Annotated in this window: 17 protein-coding genes; 7 read left to right on the top strand and 10 right to left on the bottom strand. The window is 70.7% G+C overall.

Annotated features, from left to right (window positions below; genetic code table 11):
- Positions 1-53: 53 nt before the first annotated feature.
- The 6 genes from ACOZ35_RS05500 to ACOZ35_RS05475 all read right to left on the bottom strand — a co-directional run bounded on the left by ACOZ35_RS05500 (position 54) and on the right by ACOZ35_RS05475 (position 3,172).
- Positions 54-806, bottom strand: coding sequence for a proteasome assembly chaperone family protein (locus ACOZ35_RS05500; RefSeq protein ID WP_424015434.1), 753 nt, complete (start codon positions 804-806; stop codon positions 54-56).
- A gap of 102 nt (positions 807-908) precedes the next feature.
- Positions 909-1,088 carry an RNA-protein complex protein Nop10 gene (locus tag ACOZ35_RS05495; RefSeq protein WP_004595878.1) on the bottom strand — a complete coding sequence of 60 codons (180 nt, stop codon included), beginning with the start codon at positions 1,086-1,088 and terminating at the stop codon, positions 909-911.
- 33 nt (positions 1,089-1,121) lie between these two features.
- On the bottom strand, positions 1,122-1,922 hold the full coding sequence (locus tag ACOZ35_RS05490; protein ID WP_424015433.1) for a translation initiation factor IF-2 subunit alpha: 801 nt from the start codon (positions 1,920-1,922) through the stop codon (positions 1,122-1,124).
- An 18-nt stretch (positions 1,923-1,940) separates the two neighbouring features.
- Complete coding sequence (locus tag ACOZ35_RS05485) at positions 1,941-2,114, bottom strand: 30S ribosomal protein S27e (protein WP_004595868.1); 174 nt, start codon at positions 2,112-2,114, stop codon at positions 1,941-1,943.
- Between the two features lie 2 nt (positions 2,115-2,116).
- The gene (locus ACOZ35_RS05480) at positions 2,117-2,398 is read right to left on the bottom strand and encodes a 50S ribosomal protein L44e (protein WP_008004085.1); all 282 of its coding nucleotides are present in this window, start codon (positions 2,396-2,398) and stop codon (positions 2,117-2,119) included.
- A gap of 96 nt (positions 2,399-2,494) precedes the next feature.
- Positions 2,495-3,172: a cyclase family protein gene (locus tag ACOZ35_RS05475; RefSeq protein WP_424015432.1), complete on the bottom strand. Its 678-nt coding sequence runs from the start codon at positions 3,170-3,172 to the stop codon at positions 2,495-2,497.
- Between the two features lie 132 nt (positions 3,173-3,304).
- On the opposite strand from ACOZ35_RS05475, the gene ACOZ35_RS05470 reads away from it, so the two are divergent.
- The gene (locus ACOZ35_RS05470; protein ID WP_424015431.1) at positions 3,305-5,434 is read left to right on the top strand and encodes a S9 family peptidase; all 2,130 of its coding nucleotides are present in this window, start codon (positions 3,305-3,307) and stop codon (positions 5,432-5,434) included.
- A gap of 56 nt (positions 5,435-5,490) precedes the next feature.
- Here ACOZ35_RS05470 and mce read toward each other — a convergent pair whose 3' ends face one another.
- Complete coding sequence (mce, locus tag ACOZ35_RS05465) at positions 5,491-5,877, bottom strand: methylmalonyl-CoA epimerase (protein ID WP_424015430.1); 387 nt, start codon at positions 5,875-5,877, stop codon at positions 5,491-5,493.
- A gap of 130 nt (positions 5,878-6,007) precedes the next feature.
- Between mce and ACOZ35_RS05460 the strand changes: the two genes are divergently transcribed.
- On the top strand, positions 6,008-6,811 hold the full coding sequence (locus tag ACOZ35_RS05460; protein ID WP_424015429.1) for a formate/nitrite transporter family protein: 804 nt from the start codon (positions 6,008-6,010) through the stop codon (positions 6,809-6,811).
- Positions 6,812-6,844: 33 nt separating this feature from the next.
- Here ACOZ35_RS05460 and ACOZ35_RS05455 read toward each other — a convergent pair whose 3' ends face one another.
- Positions 6,845-8,518, bottom strand: a complete 1,674-nt coding sequence (locus tag ACOZ35_RS05455) for an acyl-CoA mutase large subunit family protein (protein ID WP_424015428.1) — start codon at positions 8,516-8,518, stop codon at positions 6,845-6,847.
- A gap of 129 nt (positions 8,519-8,647) precedes the next feature.
- Here ACOZ35_RS05455 and ACOZ35_RS05450 point away from each other — a divergent pair, with 129 nt between their 5' ends.
- Positions 8,648-9,313 carry an O-methyltransferase gene (locus tag ACOZ35_RS05450; RefSeq protein WP_424015427.1) on the top strand — a complete coding sequence of 222 codons (666 nt, stop codon included), beginning with the start codon at positions 8,648-8,650 and terminating at the stop codon, positions 9,311-9,313.
- Between the two features lie 46 nt (positions 9,314-9,359).
- Positions 9,360-12,002, top strand: a complete 2,643-nt coding sequence (locus tag ACOZ35_RS05445; RefSeq protein ID WP_424015426.1) for a PAS domain S-box protein — start codon at positions 9,360-9,362, stop codon at positions 12,000-12,002.
- 61 nt (positions 12,003-12,063) lie between these two features.
- On the opposite strand, the gene ACOZ35_RS05440 is transcribed toward ACOZ35_RS05445, so the two are convergent.
- Complete coding sequence (locus ACOZ35_RS05440) at positions 12,064-12,462, bottom strand: OsmC family protein (protein ID WP_424015425.1); 399 nt, start codon at positions 12,460-12,462, stop codon at positions 12,064-12,066.
- A 177-nt stretch (positions 12,463-12,639) separates the two neighbouring features.
- Complete coding sequence (locus ACOZ35_RS05435; RefSeq protein WP_424015424.1) at positions 12,640-13,362, bottom strand: metal-dependent hydrolase; 723 nt, start codon at positions 13,360-13,362, stop codon at positions 12,640-12,642.
- A gap of 104 nt (positions 13,363-13,466) precedes the next feature.
- Here ACOZ35_RS05435 and ACOZ35_RS05430 point away from each other — a divergent pair, with 104 nt between their 5' ends.
- The 3 genes from ACOZ35_RS05430 to ACOZ35_RS05420 all read left to right on the top strand — a co-directional run bounded on the left by ACOZ35_RS05430 (position 13,467) and on the right by ACOZ35_RS05420 (position 17,077).
- Positions 13,467-14,549, top strand: a complete 1,083-nt coding sequence (locus ACOZ35_RS05430; RefSeq protein WP_424015423.1) for a double zinc ribbon domain-containing protein — start codon at positions 13,467-13,469, stop codon at positions 14,547-14,549.
- A gap of 78 nt (positions 14,550-14,627) precedes the next feature.
- Positions 14,628-15,371: a fumarylacetoacetate hydrolase family protein gene (locus ACOZ35_RS05425; RefSeq protein WP_424015422.1), complete on the top strand. Its 744-nt coding sequence runs from the start codon at positions 14,628-14,630 to the stop codon at positions 15,369-15,371.
- 239 nt (positions 15,372-15,610) lie between these two features.
- On the top strand, positions 15,611-17,077 hold the full coding sequence (locus ACOZ35_RS05420; protein WP_424015421.1) for a GTPase: 1,467 nt from the start codon (positions 15,611-15,613) through the stop codon (positions 17,075-17,077).
- Positions 17,078-17,108 lie beyond the last annotated feature (31 nt).

The raw sequence follows: 17,108 nt of genomic DNA, 5'->3' as shown, positions 1-17,108 counted from the left end.
CCGAAGCGAACTGCCGCGGAGAAAACGAGGCGAATCCAGCGAATGCGTCCGATTCAACCGATGTAGCGCAGGTCGTCGTCGGGCACCGCCGGTCCCTCCTGCATCTCGCGGATCTTTCCGACGACCTCCTCCATCTCCTCGGCACGGTCCTCCAGGCTCTCGTAGTCGAGGGTGAACTCGAGGACGGTCTCAAGCGTCTCCAACACGGCGCGCGCGCTCTTCGGGTCGACGAGGTAGCCGCTCGTCTCGCCCATCAGGCAGGCGGCCTCGAAGCCGCGCCGGCCGCCGAGACCGAGCACGAGCCCGGAGACGCCGACGATGCCGCCGGCCGGCTCGTCTGCGCGGAACTCCACGCCGGCGTCTTCGAGGTCGTCGAGGAGGGAACCGTCGGAGACCGCGCCGAGGACGGTGTACTCGTCGACGAGCTCGCCGGTCGGGACGCCCCCGAGCGCGAACGCCCGCTCGGCGCCGAACTCCTCGGCCACGTCCAGGAACGTCGAGGTGAGCTTGTAGTGGCCCGCGTTCGACCCCGCCTGGTGGTTGCCGGTCAACACGAGCAGGTCGGCGCCGTCGGTCTCGACGGCGTGGAACTCGGCGCAGGTCAGCTCCGCGACCCCCTCGTCGTCGACGCTCACCTGCGGCGGGAACTCCGTGGCGTACACCCGGCGGACCAGCTCCCCGTCGAACTCCTCTAACAGGTGTTCGGCCGCCAGTTTCCCCACGTGGCCGACGCCCGGCAGCCCCTCGATCAACACCGGGTCAGCTAACTCCGGCGTCGCGACCTCGTCAATCTCGATATCCTCCATACCCTGTCCGTCCGGGCGGCGGTCACAAGAGCGTGGCTATTCGGGCGGCTCGCGATCGATCAGGGCAGAGGTGAGGCCGCCGCGTCCTCGACCGATTGACCGCTACTCCGAGCGCCGCCGCGCCCGCCGGCGGTACTCGCCGTAGGGGTCCTCCGGGCCGAACGGCGCCGGCGCGCTGTTCTCGGTCGGGCCGTCACACGCCGGACAGCGGTCGCCGAGCGCGTACACCGGTCGGTCGTGAGCGGTCTCCCAGTTCGCGCAGACGCGGATATCTGATTTCACGGATTGAAAAGGCGTCGCGGGGTCGAGCCGTCGTTACTCGTCGTCTTCGCGCCGTTCGCGGTGGAACTCGCCGACGCCGCCGGCGGCCTCGATCGACTCGCGGGCGCGCTCGGCGGCGGTTTCGAGCTGCGACTCCGCCGTCTTGTAGTCCGGCGCGCGGACCTTGATCCGGTACTCGGGCGAGCCCACGTAGCCGACGTCGAGCTCGACGCCGTCCGGGACCTCGCCGTTCCCCTCGGCGGCCGCGAGCGCGTCGCGGACGTCGTCGACGCCGTCGGGGGCCGCCGACTCGAGGTCGACGTAGCCCGTCACGTCGACGTACGGGACCGAGACGTTGTCGCGGGCGGCCGTGACGACCGCGTCGGCGGTATCGTCGTCGACGTCGACGTCCTCGAGCGCCTCGTCGCCGCTGATCGCGGCCGACTCGAAGGCGTCGTAGAGGCTCTCGTACTCCGCGAGGAGGGCGTTCGCGACCGACGTGTAGCGGTCGTCGTCGACGTCCTCGCCGAGCGCGATGAGCATCCAGTTGTCGGCCTTCTGGGCGTTCTTCCAGTCTTGGATCGTCTCCTTGCGCTGGTGTTCGTTGACGTCTTTGATCGAGAGGTCGATCTGGTTCGACGACTCGTCGACCTCCAACACCTTCGCAACGACCGTCTGTCCCTCGCGGACGTGGTCGCGGACGTTCTTGATCCAGCCGGAGGCGACCTCGCTGATGTGGCAGAGGCCGCGCTTGTCCTCGTACTCGTCGAGGTCGACGAAGACGCCGAAGTCGGCGATCTCGTCGACGTCGCCGACCACCAACTCGCCGGGTTCGGGCCAGCCGCTGTACTTCATGACGGAGCGGTGAGGCGGTTACCGCGCCTCAACGGTTTCGACGATTTCGCCGTGAAGCTCCGCCTCCCCGCCGGTAGGGGTCGCGAGGGTCGTGCCGCAGACCGCACACGACACCGTGGAGGAGGCCTTGCCGAAGACGACCTGTTCGTTCTCGCAGTCGCCGCAGGCGACGCGGTGGAAGTCTCCCGCCATGCTTACTCCTGGAACGTGAGACGGCCGGCGCGCCATCCCTCGCGCATGTGGGCCTTCCCGCAGTCGCCGCAGCGGTACTTCAGGTGGGTCTTCTTGGTCGGCTTGTCGCCACCGGGCACCTTCGAGTACCCGCCGGCGTTGCCGATGGTCGCGAGCGCGCGGCGTCGCTGCCGCGCGTCGCGCTTCATTCCGGTCGCGCGACCCGATCGAACCTTCTCCACCTCGTGCTCCTGGTGGGAGTCACAGTTGGGGCAGTACGTGTTGAAGCGGCGTGGCATTTCCATGGATATCGACCTTATGGCGCGGTTCGTCGCCGACGCTTAAAACGGGTTTGGTCTGGGGCGCCCGCAAGCCGGCGCGCGCGGCGGTCCGCGCCCGCCCTATTTCTCCCACTCCGCGACCGCGCGCACCGGCGACCCGTCGGCTCCGCGCAGCCGGAGCGGGAAGGCGTACAGCCGGAACCGCTCGGGGAGACCGTCGAGGCCGCAGAGGTTCTCGACGATCGGCAGCGAGTGGCCCAAGAGGACGTCGTGGGCGGGGGTGCCGTCGGGCTCGTCGTCCCCGGTCGACCCCCCGTCGGCCCCTCCGCCCGCGGTCGGCGTCGGGTCCGGTCCGAACGTGTCGAGGCCGACGCCGACGCCCGCCGCCCGACACCGTTCGGCGGCAGCTTCGGTCAGGTACGGGTGGTCGCGGTATCGATCGGTCCCCCAGTGCGACTCCCAGCCGGTTCGGAGGACGAGGAGGTCGACGTCGGGACCGATCGCGTCCGGTTCGGGCAGCGCGCCGGGCGTGATGGGTTCTCGCGGGTCGAGAGGACGGCAGTCGACGAGCCGGGCATCGAAGGCGAACCGCCCGATCGCCTGCTCGTCGATCGCCTCGCCACCGGGAACCGTGTGTTTCGGCGCGTCGACGTGCGTTCCCGCGTGGGTGCCGGTCCGGAGCTCGCTCGTCGCGTAGCCGTCGGCCTCGTGGGTCGCGTCGGGTTCGAGCGTCACGTCGGGGTCGCCCGGGTACGTCGGCATCCCCGTCTCGATCGGTCGCGAGCAGTCGCGGAACACGGTCGACGGTGGGGCCGCGTCGCGGTTAAGTCGGTCGCCGTCGGCCGCTTCGCGACCCAACAGCGTCGGGTGGGCCACCCCCGAGGTTCCGCGGCCCGAACGTATTTCCTGCGCCCGCCGCTGGATGCGTTCATGTCGGAACTGCCGCTGGACGCGTACTACGACCTGACGCAGGTCGGCGAGGTCGCCGTCTCCCCGACCGGCGACCGCGTCGCCTTCACCGCGACCGAGTACGATCAGGCCGCCGACGAGGCGGTCACCTCGCTGTTCGTCGCCCCCACCGACGGCTCTCGCGAGCCGCACCGGCTGACGAGCGCGTCGGGCGCCTCCGCGCCGACTTGGGGCCCCGACGGCGACCGACTCGCGTTCGTGGCCGCCCGCGACCGCGACGCCGAGCGACGGGTCGGCTGGCGCGACCGAGACGAAGAGGGCGACGAGGACGAGGGAGAGGCGTCGGAGGCGGACGACGGGAGCGACGACGGCGGCGACGACGAATCACCCGACAACGGCGACGAGGAGCCCAAACCGCAGGTGTGGATCTTCGACCTCGCCCTGGGCGGCGACGCGCGTCAGGTCACCGAGCGCGACGAGGGCGTCGCGGGCTTCGACTGGTCGCCGGAGGGCGACCAGCTGGTGATCGAGTCGCGCGACCCGACCGACGAGGAGTCGGAGTACCTCGATCAGGTGCGCGAGGAGGGCGGTCCGATCGAGACGACCCGGCTCCAGCACAAGGTGAACGGCGCCGGGTGGACCGACGACGTGACGCGGTACCTCTTCGTCGTCGACCTCGACGACTCCGAGAGCGACCCCCGCCGGCTCGACGACGCGTACGGCGGCGGCGCATTCGAGGACCTCGCCGGGATGGACCCGGCGTGGGGCCCGGACGGCCGGATCGCGTTCACGTCCTGCCGGCTGGACCGCCCCGACGACACCACCGTCCGCGACCTCTACGCGGTCTCGCCCGACGGCGGCGACGCGGAGCGGCTCACTGGCGGTGACCTCTCCCACGGCGTGCCGGCGTGGTCCCCCGACGGCGACGGGATCGCGACGGTCGCCAGCGACCCCGAGGACCCGCCCGCCCCGGCGGAGGTGTATCTCGTGGACGAGGGCGGGGATGGGGCGGCTTCGCTCACGGCCGACCTCGACCGGACGGTCGCCCGCGGCGGCGCAATCGAGTGGGTCGACGGCGCGATCTACACCCGGATCGCCGACGAGAGCCGCACGCGGCTGGTCCGCGTCGAGACCGACGGGACCGCGGAGCGGATCTTCGAGGCGCAGGGGCGCGACCGCGCGATGGCCGGGTTCGACGTCGCCGACGACGGGTCGACGGCGGTGACGGTCCTCTCGGACCCGGAGTCCGGGGCCGACCTGTACGCGGTCGACGTCGACGACCTCGATGAGGAGTCCGAACCAGACTCCTTCCGGCGGCTCACCCGCGTCAACGAGTCGCTCGTCGACGAGTTCTCGATGCCGGAGGCCCGCCGCGTCGAGTGGGAGTCGGACGGCTGGACGCTCGACGGCGTGCTCTACCACGACCCCGACGTTGACCCCGATGACGGCGATCACCCGCTGGTGGTGGCGATCCACGGCGGCCCGATGTCGTACGACGAGCCCGTCTTCAGCTTCGGGCACGCGGCGCTGACGAGCCGGGGCTACCTCGTCTTCCGCCCGAACTACCGCGGCGGCACCTCCCGCGGCCGGGAGTTCACCGCGGAGCTGACCGGGAAGTGGGGGACCGCCGAGGTCGACGACATCGCGGCGGGCGTCGAATCGCTCGCGGAGCGCGGCTGGGTCGACCCCGACCGCGTCTTCGGCCACGGCTTCTCGTACGGCGGCATCGCGCAGGGGTTCCTCGTCACGCAGGAGCCCGACCTGTTCACCGCCGCAGCGCCGGAACACGGCATCTACGACCTCCGTTCGGCGTTCGGCACGGACGACACCCACGTCTGGCTGGAGGCCGAGTTCGGGCTCCCGTGGGAGAATCCCGAGGCGTACGACGCGTCGACGGCGGTCCTCGACGCCGGGAACATCGAGACGCCGCTGCTGGTGATGGCCGGCGGCGAGGACTGGCGCTGTCCCCCCTCGCAGTCCGAGCAGCTGTACGTCGCCGCCCGGAAGCAGGGGATCGACGCGGAGCTGGTCGTCTATCCCGACGAGCACCACAACATCGGCGACCCCGACCGCGCGATCCACCGGTTGGAGAAGATCCTCGACTGGTACGAGACGCACGATCCGACGGTGGAGGCCGAGGCGGACAACTGAGCCGCGGCGCTCCTTCTTCGAGCGCGGTGCGTCCCCTCCGAGCGCGGCGCGGGCGCTCAGTGTTCGACGAACTCCACGAGCACGCCGCCCGTCGACCGCGGGTGGAGAAACGCCACCTCGTGGCCCCACGCGCCGGGGCGCGGCTCCTCGTCGACGAGGTCGATGCCGAGCTCGCGCGCGTCGTCGAGCGCGGCCGCGAGGTCGTCGACCGCGAGCGCGACGTGGTGGACCCCGGGCCCCTCGCGATCGAGGTAGTCCGCGATCGTCCCGCCGGTGTCCGGTTCGAGCAGCTCAAAGTAGCCGCCGCCGTCGAGTTCGAGGAAGACGACGCGCATCCCGTCGAACGCTTCCTCGTGGGCGACCGGTGCGTCGAGCAGGCCGCCGAACAGGTCGGCGAGGGCGGTGGCGTCACTCGTCGCGACGCCGACGTGGTCGAATCGCATACGTGTCAGATCTGGCGCCGGCGACTTATAAGGACCGAGCGAGTTGGGGTCCGAGCGATCCTCCCCGCACGCCCCGCCGGGATCCAAAGGTTTGGGTGCGGTCCGATGGAAGTCAGGGGTGACTCCACCCGTGAGCGACTCACAGACCGACGCGTCGACAGAGCAGATGAGTTCGCGGAACATCCTCGGCTCGCTGCTGGAGAGCGGGCTCCACGAGATGAACCGGGAGCGCTCCGGACTGCTCCTCTCCGGGCTGTCGGCGGGGCTCGACATCGGGTTCGGCCCGCTGATGATGGCGGTCGTGTTGACGCTCTCGCCCGGCGGTTTCGGCGACCTCCCGACCGAGCTGCTGCTGGCGAGCGTCTACTCCATCGGCTTCATGTTCGTCATCCTCGGCCGCTCGGAGCTGTTCACCGAGCACACGACGCTGGCCGTCATCCCGGTCCTCGACCGCCAGGCGTCGGTCCGCCAGCTCGGCCGGCTCTGGGGGCTGGTGTACGTCGGGAACATCGTCGGCGGGCTGCTGTTCACGTTGCTCGTGACGCTGCTGATGCCGGAGCTCGGCGTCGTCGACCCGGCGGCGTTCGAGACCATCGCCCTGAAGCTCGTCGACCACGACCTCACGTGGCTGTTCGTCGGCGGCGTCTTCGCCGGCTGGCTGATGGGGCTGCTGGCGTGGCTCATCACGGCGGCGCAGGACACGACCGCGCGGATCCTGCTCGTGTTGATCGTCACCGGCACGATCGGCCTGCTCCACCTCCCGCACTCGATCGCGGGCAACGTCGAGGTGCTGTTCGGGCTGATCGTCTCACCCGCGATCACAGTCGCCGACTACGCCGCGTTCCTCGCGCTGGCGACGCTGGGCAACGCCTTCGGCGGCGGGGTGTTCGTCGCGCTGCTGAAGTACGGGCACGTCGTCCGGGGCGCGAACTGAGCCGTCCGCGAACGACGCGCGTCGCGACCCGACCTACCGCCCCGGCTTGTACTCGCCGAATTCGTCGCGGAGCACGTCCGAGACCTCCTGGACCGTCGCGTACGCCTTCACCGCGTCGACGATGTGGGGCATCACGTTCTCGGACCCCTGTGCGGCCTCGCGCAGTCCGGCGAGCGCGTCGTCGACCGCGTCGTCGTCGCGCTCGTCTTTCACCCCGTTCAGCCGCTCGCGCTGGTTCTGCTCCTGGTCAGGGTCGACCTCCTCTAAGTCCATCTCCGGTTCCTCGTCGACCTCGAACTCGTTGACGCCGACGATGATCCGCTCGCCCTCCTCGATCTCCTGCTGGCGCTCGAAGGCGACGTCTTGGATCTGCCGCTGGACCCAGCCGCTCTCGACGGCCTCCAGCATCCCGCCGCGGCGGTCGACCTCTTCGAGGATCTCGAACGCCTCCTCCTCGATCCCGTCGGTGAGGTCCTCGACGTAGTACGAGCCCGCGAGCGGGTCGATCGTGTCGGCCGCGCCCGACTCGTGGGCGAGGATCTGCTGGGTACGGAGCGCGGTCCGGACGGACTTCTCGGTCGGGAGCGCGAGCGCCTCGTCTTTCCCGTTCGTGTGGAGGCTCTGGGTGCCGCCGAGGACCGCCGCGAGCGCTTGGTAGGAGACGCGGACGACGTTGTTCTCGATCTGCTGGGCGGTGAGCGTCGAGCCGCCGGTCTGGGTGTGGAACTTCAGCTGCTTCGACTTGGGGTTCTCGGCGTCGAACCGCTCGTCCATGATCTGCGCCCACATCCGGCGGGCGGCGCGGAACTTCGCGGCCTCCTCGAAGATGTTGTTGTGGGCGTTGAAAAAGAAGGAGAGCTGCGGGGCGAACTCGTCGACGTCGAGCCCGGCGTCGATCGCGGCCTCGACGTACTCGATGCCGTCGCCGAGGGTGAAGGCGATCTCTTGGGCCGCGGTCGAGCCCGCCTCCCGGATGTGGTACCCCGAGATGGAGATGGTGTTGAACGACGGCGTCTCGGTCGCGCAGAACTCGAAGATGTCCGTGATCAGCCGCATCGACTCCTTCGGCGGGTAGATGTAGAGGTTCCGCGCGATGTACTCCTTCATGATGTCGTTCTGGATCGTCCCCCGGAGCTGGTCGCGCGGGACGCCCTGCTTGTCGCCCATCGCGACGTACATCGCGAGCAGCACCGCGGCGGGGGCGTTGATCGTCATCGACGTGGACACCTCGTCGAGCGGGATGCCGTCGAAGACGGTCTCGAAGTCGTCGAGCGTGTCGATGGCGACGCCGGAGCGCCCCACCTCGCCCTCGGCCATCGCGGCGTCGGAGTCGTACCCCATCTGCGTCGGGAGGTCGAACGCCATCGAGAGCCCGGATGAGCCCTCGTCGATGAGGTAGCGGAACCGGTCGTTCGTCTCCGCGGCGGTGCCCATCCCCGCGTACTGGCGCATCGTCCACAGGCGCCCCCGGTGCATCGTCGAGTAGACGCCGCGGGTGTACGGCTCCTCGCCGGGGTAGCCGAGGTCCTCGCGGTAGTCCACCTCGACATCGGCGGGGGTGTACAGCGGGTCGACCTCCTGACCGCCGGTGTCGGTGGTGAACGTCTCCTCGCGCTCGCCGAACCGCTCGACCGTCTCGCCGTAGGTACCGTCCTCCCACGACTCCTTGGCCTCCCGGATCGCGGCGAGTTCCTCAGGGTCGTACATTATTGAATCGGTCGACCGAACGGGACTTAACAGTTTTCAGGGCCGCGGCGGTCGCCGGGCGGGTCCGGCCGCCTCTGCCCTGCCCGCCCCGCCGTCCCGATTTAAGTGTCACGCGTTCGAGTCGCGGGTATGGACGTGCTCACGGACCCCGCGCGTCGGTTCCTGACGGCGACGGCGCCGGACCACACCCCCATCCAGGCGGAGATGGCCGACCTCGCCGACGAGTGGGGGTTCCCGATCATCGGCCCCGAGGCGGGGGCAGTCCTCCGCCTGCTCGCGCGCCTGACGGACGCCGACCGCGTCTTCGAGTTCGGCTCCGGGTTCGGCTATTCCGCCACGTGGTTCCTCCGCGGCGGCGCCGGGAGCGTGGTCTGTACCGAGTTCGACGCCGACGAGGCGGAGCGCGGCGTCGCGTTCGCCGCCGATCACGGGTACGCCGACCGCGTCACCTTCGAGGTCGGCGACGCGATGGAGACGATAGACCGCTACGAGGGCCCCTTCGACGTGGTCCTGATCGACCACCAGAAGGGACGGTACGCCGACGCCTACCGGACGGTCCTCCCGAAGGTCCGGTCCGGCGGCGTGATCGTCGCGGATAACATCACTCGCGGCCCCATCGACTTCGAGACGCTCGTCGCGCACTTCGAGGCGGGCGAACCGCTCCCGGACGCCGCGGTCGACGAGGAGACGCGCGGCATCGGCGAGTACGTGGGGACCGTCCGCTCGGACGACGCCGTGGAGACGGCGATCCTCCCGGTCGGCTCCGGCATCGCCGTTTCGACGGTCGTCCGATGAAACCGAACGAAACGGTTATCATGTCGAATTGAAAACATCAATCAACATGGAGGAACCGGTCGGAGCCGACGAGGGCGAGGGGCCGCGAGCGGCGTCGCTCGTACGCGTCCTCGCGGTCGACGACGAGTCGGGGTTCGCCGACGCGGCGGCCCGCCGCCTTGAGACGCGCGACGGCCGGACCGAAGTGGTGCCGGTCGAGGGCGCCGAGGCGGCGCTGGAAGCGCTCTCGTCGGCCTCGTTCGACTGCGTGGTGTCCGGCTACGAACTGCCCGAGACCGACGGTGTCGAGCTTTTGGAGGCCGTTCGCGACCGACACGGCGACGTGCCGTTCGTGCTGTTCACCGGATCCGGGTCGGAGGGGGTCGCCAGCGACGCCATCTCGGCCGGCGTCGACGAGTACGTCAGGCGAGACGAGCCCGCCGACCAGTACGCGCGGCTCGCGGGCGCTATCGAGGGCGTGGTCTCCCAGGCACGCGGCGACCGGCGGCTGGCCGCCCATCTGGAGCGCACCAGCGACGCGTTCTGTCAGGTCGACTCGGAGTGGCGGCTGACGTACCTCAACGACCGCGCGGTCCGGATGACCGACCTCGACGCCGACGAACTGCTCGGGGAACGGATCTGGGATCTGTTCCCGGAGACTACGGACACCGACGGCGAGGAAGCCCTCCGCGAGGCCGCCGAGACAGGCGAGCCGGTACGGTTCGAAGAGCACGTCGAGCGGCTCGGCGCCGACCTCGTCGTGAACGCCCACCCCACACCCGACGGCCTCGCGCTGTACTTCCGGGACGTGACGGAGAAGCGGGAACGGGAGCGGGAGCTCCGCGAACTCTCCGAGCGGCTCCAGCTGGCCGTCGAGGGCGCCGACGTCGGCGTCTGGGACTGGGATGTCCGCACGGACGAGGTCCGGTTCGACGAGCGGTGGGCCGCGATGCTCGGCCACGAGACCGACGAGATCGACTTCGACCTGTCGACGTGGGAGGACCGCGTCCACCCCGACGACATCGGCGACGCTTGGGACGCCATCGAGGCGCACTTCGCGGGGGAGACCGATCTCTACCAGTCCGACTACCGGATGCGGACCGCGTCGGGCGACTGGAAGTGGATCCGCGACCGCGGCCGAGTCGTCGAGCGGACGGACGACGGCGAGCCGCTCCGGGCCGTCGGGATCCACATCGACGTCACCGAGGAGAAGGAACGCGAGCGAGAGCTCGAGCGGTACCGCCGCATCGTCGACGAGCTGCCGGAGTCGGTGTGTATCTACGACGCCGACGGCCGCATCGCGCTCGCGAACGACCACACCGCCGACGTGTTAGCGGCCGACCCCGAGGCGCTCGTCGGGCGCGAGAGCCGCCTCATCGACCGCATTCAGGCGGCGGGCGACGGAGACCGTTTCGACGCCCTCGTCGATGGCGACCGCGACTCGCTGGCCGGAACGGTCGAGGTCGATCTGCCCGGGAAGCCCGAGGCGATCGTCGACTACGGGCTGACCCGGCTCGTGATCGACGGGGAGTTCGACGGGGTCCTCGGCATCTCCCGCGACGTGACCGACGAGCGGCGGCGACAGCAGCGGCTCGAACGCACCACTGCGCGGCTGGAGGCGCTGTTCGAGCGCTCGCCGGACATGATCGACATCCACGACGAGGCGGGCGAGATCGTCGACGCGAACCGGGCGATGACCGACGCGCTCGGGTACGACGACGGGGAGATCGTCGGCATGGACGTCTGGGAAGTGGACACCGAACTCGACCCCGACGAGGGCGTGCGGCTCTGGAACGGGCTGGAGATGGACGAGACGGTCCGGCTGGAGACGACGTTCGCTCGCGCCGACGGCTCGACGTTCCCCGTCGAGGTCCACGTCAGGCGGATCGACGTCCAAGGCGAGGACCGCTTCCTGGCGAGCAGCCGCGACATCTCCGAGCGCAAGGCGTACGAGCGCCGCATCGAGCGGGAGAACGAGCGGCTCGACGAGTTCGCGAGCATCGTCTCGCACGACCTCCGAAACCCGCTCAACGTCCTCTCGGGGTACCTCCGGCTCGCCCGCGAGACGGGGACCGACTCCTACTTCGACCGCTGCGAGCGCGCGCTCGACGAGATGGAGCGGCTCATCGAGGATGTGCTCGCGCTCGCCAAGCAGGGCGAGGCGGTCGGGTCGTTCGAGCGCGTCCACCTCGGCGATCTGGCCGCCGGGTACAGCGACGACGCGTTCGGATCGGCAGGCGGCGAGGATCCGTTCGGCGGCGAGGCGAGCGGCGACCCCGACGACACCGCTGACGGCGAGACGGAGGCCACTCCGATCGGGGTCGAAGTCGACGCCGACGGCGAAATCTGCGCCGATCCCGGGCGGGTCCGCCAGCTCCTCGGAAATCTGTTCCGAAACGCCGCCGAACACGGCGGCGACCGGGTCGTCGTCGGCGACCTCCCGGACGGCTTCTACGTCGAGGACGACGGCCCCGGGATCGACCCCGACGAGCGGGAGACGGTGTTCGAGAGCGGCTACACGACCTCCGAGACGGGGACCGGCTTCGGGCTCTCCATCGTCCAGCGCATCGCCGAGGCGCACGGCTGGGACGTCACGGTCACGGAGGGAGAGCGCGGCGGCGCCCGGTTCGAGTTCACCGGCGTCGACCGCCCAGAGCCGTCGCCGCAGGAGTCAGAGTCGCCCGGCGAGGCGGTCGAGCCGCAGGACTGAGCGGGCGGGTCGCGCGTCCGAACCGACTGCGAAAAGGAACGGTCGACGCGGCGGTAGGCCCTTAGAACGCGCCGGGGTAGACGCTGACGTCGGCGTGGAGCCCCTCGCGGAGCGCGCTGTGGACGTGACAGATGCCCTCGGCGCGCTCGGCGATGTCGGCGGCGGTCTCCTCGTCGAGGTCGGCCTCGATGTGGACGTCGAAGGCGATCGATTCGAGGTCGTCGTCATCGTCGAGCTCGGCGCTCGCGTCGATCTGGATCGTGCCGAGGTCCTCCTCGCCGCGCTGGCTCCCGCCGACGCGGAGCGCCGGGAGATAACAGGAGGCGTACGTCGCGACGAGCGTCGCGTTCGGGTTCGGGCCCGTCTCGTCGGTCGCGTCGATCTGGAGGTCGAACTCGCCGACCTGGCTGGTGCTCGCGTACCCTTCCTCGGAAACCGTGGACGTCTCGATGTCTGCCATAGTCGAGTGTCCGTTCGGCCTCCCGGCGCTAAAGGCTGCCGACACGGGACGTGGCTGCCGGGGAGGGAGAGCGGCGCGATCGTGGGCGACGCAGTGGTGACGCGATGCCGACGCTGCGCGTTCGAACTCCCGTCGAAAAATGGCGGAGTCACCGGTGGCCCGCTCGCCCCGAGGTCGTTACTCCAGCGTGTACGTCTCGTCGCCGTCGAGGACGACCGGCTCGGCGGCGGCGCCCGCGGCCTTCACCTCGTTGACGAACTCGCGGGTCTCGATCTCGATCGGGCCGAACGAGTCGTAGTGCATCGGGAAGACGACGTCGGCGCCCACCCAGTCGGCGGCGATGCCGGCGCCCGCGGGCCCCATCGTGAAGTGGTCGCCGGCGGGCAAGGCGGCGGCGTCCGGTTCGAGGTACGGGGCGATCACGTCGACCATCTCGGACATCAGGCCCGTGTCGCCGGCGTGGTAGAAAGTGGTGCAGTCGCCGTCCGACTCCTGTGTCGGCTTCTTGTCGCCGATGACGAACCCGGCCGGCATGCCGGCGGAGTAGTCGGGGTCGTTCTCGATGCCGTTCGAGTGGTCCGCGCGGACCATCGTCACCCACGCGTCGCCGCACTCGACGGTCCCGCCGATGTTCATCCCGCCGGCGGCGACGGCGTTCTCGAGGCCGAAGTTCTCCTGGACGTAGGCGGTCAGCTCCGGGGTGGCGACGACGGTTGCGTCCTCGAACTCGGCCGCGTCGGCGATGTGGTCCGCGTGCCCGTGAGTCAAGAGCAGGTAGTCGGGGTCGAGCTCCTCGGGGTCGACATCGGTCTTCGGGTTGTCGAAGAACGGGTCGATGAGTAGCTCCGTGTCCTCGACGACGACGTGCCACGTGGAGTGGCCGTGCCAGGTGAGTTCCATAGTCCGTCCGGTATATCTCGGCGCGCCGTAATAAAACTCGACGCCGCGGAAGCCGTCGCCCGGCGGCGAAAGCAATTAACAGTGAGAACGCGAATCTCGATTAGATGCCCTCCGAGACCAGCGACCCCGGCGGCCCGCCGGCCGCCTGCCCCGCCTGCGGCGAGGCGGTGCCGGCCGGGGCGAGCTTCTGCCCCGACTGCGGCGCCGACCTCAGCGACCCGTCCGACCCCGCGTACTGCGCCGCGTGCGGCGAGGCGTTCGACGACGATGACCGGTTCTGTTCGAACTGCGGCGCGTCGCGGTCGGGCGGCGGGTCCGTCGCGTCGGGGCGGTCGAGCGGCCGGCCAGAGCGGTCGGGCAACGCCGATTCGCCTTCAGCCGAGGAGAGCGAGCGCGCCTTCCGCCGCCGCGTCCAGGACCACCTCGACGCCGGGTGGGACATCGAACGGGACGACGGGGACCGAGTGGTCCTCGTCGACCGCGGTATCGGCTCCGTCGGCATCCACATCCTCCTGTTCATCTTCACCAGCGGCATCGGGAACCTGCTGTACGGCTGGTGGCACTACTCCAAGCTGGCGGAGCGGCGCCGACTCGTCCGGGGTGACGAGACGCCGGCACGCGCCCCGTCGAGCGTCGAGGACGCGGGTCGGATGGAGACCGCCACCGCGTACGTCCTGACCGCGCTGCTGTTGTTGATCGGCGGCTGGATCGGGTTCCTCGCGGCGACGAGCAGCTCCCCGCCCGCCGCGCTGATCGGGCTCGCGTTCGCCGGGCTCGGCCTCGGCGTGGCCCCGCCGGTCCGCCGGCGACTCGACCGCCGCCACGGGCTTACGTCGTTCGGCCGGCAGAAGACGGTCGACCACCGGGTCGTCCGGCCGCCCGAATCCGTCGACGAGCCCTGCGTCGTCTGCGGCGAGGGGTTCGAGCGCGGCCTCGTCAGGCGGCGCCGCGATGAGACGGTCGTCGCCGGCATCCCGGTCCGGACCCACTCGATCCGCCACAACCACTACTGCGTCGACTGCGCGCAGTCGGAGCTGTTCGGCGACCGGATCGGGGCGCCGTCGCTCGACGACATCGCGGCCGACGACGGCGGGATTGACACCGCGTCCGGTGACGACGCGACCGGGGATTCGACTGACGAGACGACGACCGACTCGGTTCGCGAGACGACCGATTCGACCGAGTGAATCGGTGAGCCCTCGCCGTCGCGGTCGTCGCTTGCCTCTCCGGGAACGCTTTTCGGGCGGCCGCCCGTTCGCTCGCGTATGTACCGCGCACGGTACCGCGACCCGGCCGGATCGATCCGCGAGGGCGAGTACGACCCGGCGACCGACACGGTCGCCTTCGGCGGCGACGAGTACGCGCTCTCGGACCCCGCGATCGACGTGCTCGCGCCGACCAACCCCTCGAAGATCGTCTGTATCGGCCGCAACTACGCCGACCACGCCGCTGAGCTCGGCAACGACGTCCCCGACCGCCCGCTGCTCTTCTTGAAGCCGCCGAACGCGGTGGCGAGCCACGGCGACACCGTGACCGTCCCCGCCGGCAAGGACCGGATCGACTGGGAGGCGGAGTTCGCGGTCGTCATCGGCGAGCAGTGCAAGTCGGTCGACGCCGCGGACGCGATGGACGTCGTCGCGGGGTTCACCTGTATGAACGACGTGTCGAACCGCGACGACCAGAACCGCGAACAGAACTGGGTGCGTGGGAAGGCGTTCGACGGCGCCGCGCCGCTCGGCCCGGTCCTCGCGACGCCCGACGAGGTGCCCGAGGACGCGAGCGTCGAGCTCCGCGTCAACGGCGAGACGAAACAGTCGAGCGACCGCGAGCACATGATCTTCGACGTGCCGACGCTGATCGAGGAGATCACGACGTACCTCACGCTCGAACCCGGCGACGTCATCGCGACCGGCACCCCCGAGGGCGTCGGCGCCCTCTCCGACGGCGACACCGTCGAGGTGGAGATCGAGGGCGTGGGGACGCTCGAACACGACGTTCGCGTGCCCTGAGCGGCCGAATCTCCAGCCGGATCGCCGTCTTTTGCGGTTCGGTACCACACCTCGTTTCCGGTGAACGCTTATGTGTCAGCCCCCGGAGTCGGAGGTATGGAGACCAGTTCGTTCGTCGCCGGTTCCTGACGGTACCGTCGCGGCGCGCTCCGACCGGTTCGATCCCGACGGACGCGCCGACGAGGCCGTACGCGGAGCGAGACGCTCCCCTCTCCGGGCCGACGCGAGCGCCCGACCGAATGTCACGAGACGACGACACGACGAACGAGCGCGACGCATCGAGCGGACCAGGACCGAGCGGAGCAGGACCGAGCGACCCCGACGCCGTGCCGGCCGACGCGACCCGAGCCGTCGTCGCGGCCCGATCCGACGGCGATCCGGCGGACACGACCGAGGTCCGGGAGCTCGCCGCCGCGGCCGGCTACGCGGTCGTCGGCGAGGTCACGCAGCGGCGCCGCGAGGACCCGACCTACGACCTCGGCCGCGGGAAGGCCGAGGAGCTGATGCGGCTCGCGGCCGACGTCGGCGCCGAGGCGGTGATCTACGACGGCGGGCTCTCGCCCGGTCAGACGTTCTCGCTGGGCGACCTGCTGCCGCCCGGGACCGCGGTGATCGACCGCCCGCGCCTCGTGTTGGAGCTGTTCGCGGACGCCGCCGACTCCCGGGCCGCCGACCGCCAGCTGGAGCTGGCCCGACTCCGCTACGAGCTCCCGCGGCTCCGCGAGGCGGTCGCCCGCGACGCGAGCGAGGACGTGCGCCTCCAGCCGGAGGGCGACAGCCGCGTGCTCGACGTCGAGAAGCGGATCGAGTCGGCCGAGCGAGCCCTCGACGAGATCGCGGACGAGAGGGCGGCGCGCCGGGCGGAGCGCCGGGCCGCCAGGTTCGACCTCGTCGCGCTCGCGGGGTACACCAACGCCGGGAAGTCGACGCTGGCCCGCCGGCTCGCCGACGAGGTCGACGACCCCGAGTTCGGAGGGGAATCCGAACCCCGCGGCGGTGACCCCGGATACCCGGACGGCGCCGAGGGCGACCCGGCGGACGGCGACGGCCCGCTCGCGGTCGCGGACCGGCCGTTCGAGACGCTCTCGACGACGACGCGCCGAGCGACGGTCGGCGGGCGGCGGGCCCTCGTCACCGACACCGTCGGCTTCCTCGACGGGCTCCCCCACGAGGCGGTTCGCTCGTTCCGGACGACGATCGACGCGATCCGGGCGGCCGACTGCGCGCTCCTCGTCGTCGACGCGAGCGACGAGCCGGCGGCCCTGCGCCGCAAGCTCATGGCGTCGCTGTCGGCGATCGAGGCGACCGACGGGCCCGTGATCCCTGTGCTGTCGAAGGCGGACGAGGTCGGGGCAGACGGGCTCGCGGCGGCGGTCAATGCCTACGAGGGCGCGGTCGCCGACTTGGACCCGCGGGACGCCCCCGTCGTCGACGCGCTCCGCTCGCCGATCCCGGTCAGCGTCCGCGACGAGACCGGGCTCGCCGACCTCGCGGACGCGGTGGCGGACGCGCTGCCGACGGCGACGGCGAGGGCCGAGGCGCCGAACGGCGGCGACGCGCAGGCCGCGCTCTCGTGGGCGTACGACCGCGGCGTCGTCGCCGGCGTCGACTACGGCGGCGGGACCGTCACCGTCGATCTCGCCGGACGCCCCGGGGTCGTCGAGGAGGCCGAGCGACGGCTGACCGGCGAGGCTTCACAGCGGTGACCCGCGGCCGCCAAGACCACGCTTAAGCCCG

This window comes from Halorubrum xinjiangense (assembly GCF_049604745.1).
Lineage (GTDB): Archaea > Halobacteriota > Halobacteria > Halobacteriales > Haloferacaceae > Halorubrum > Halorubrum xinjiangense_A.
This window is presented reverse-complemented; position numbering and strand designations above follow the sequence as displayed.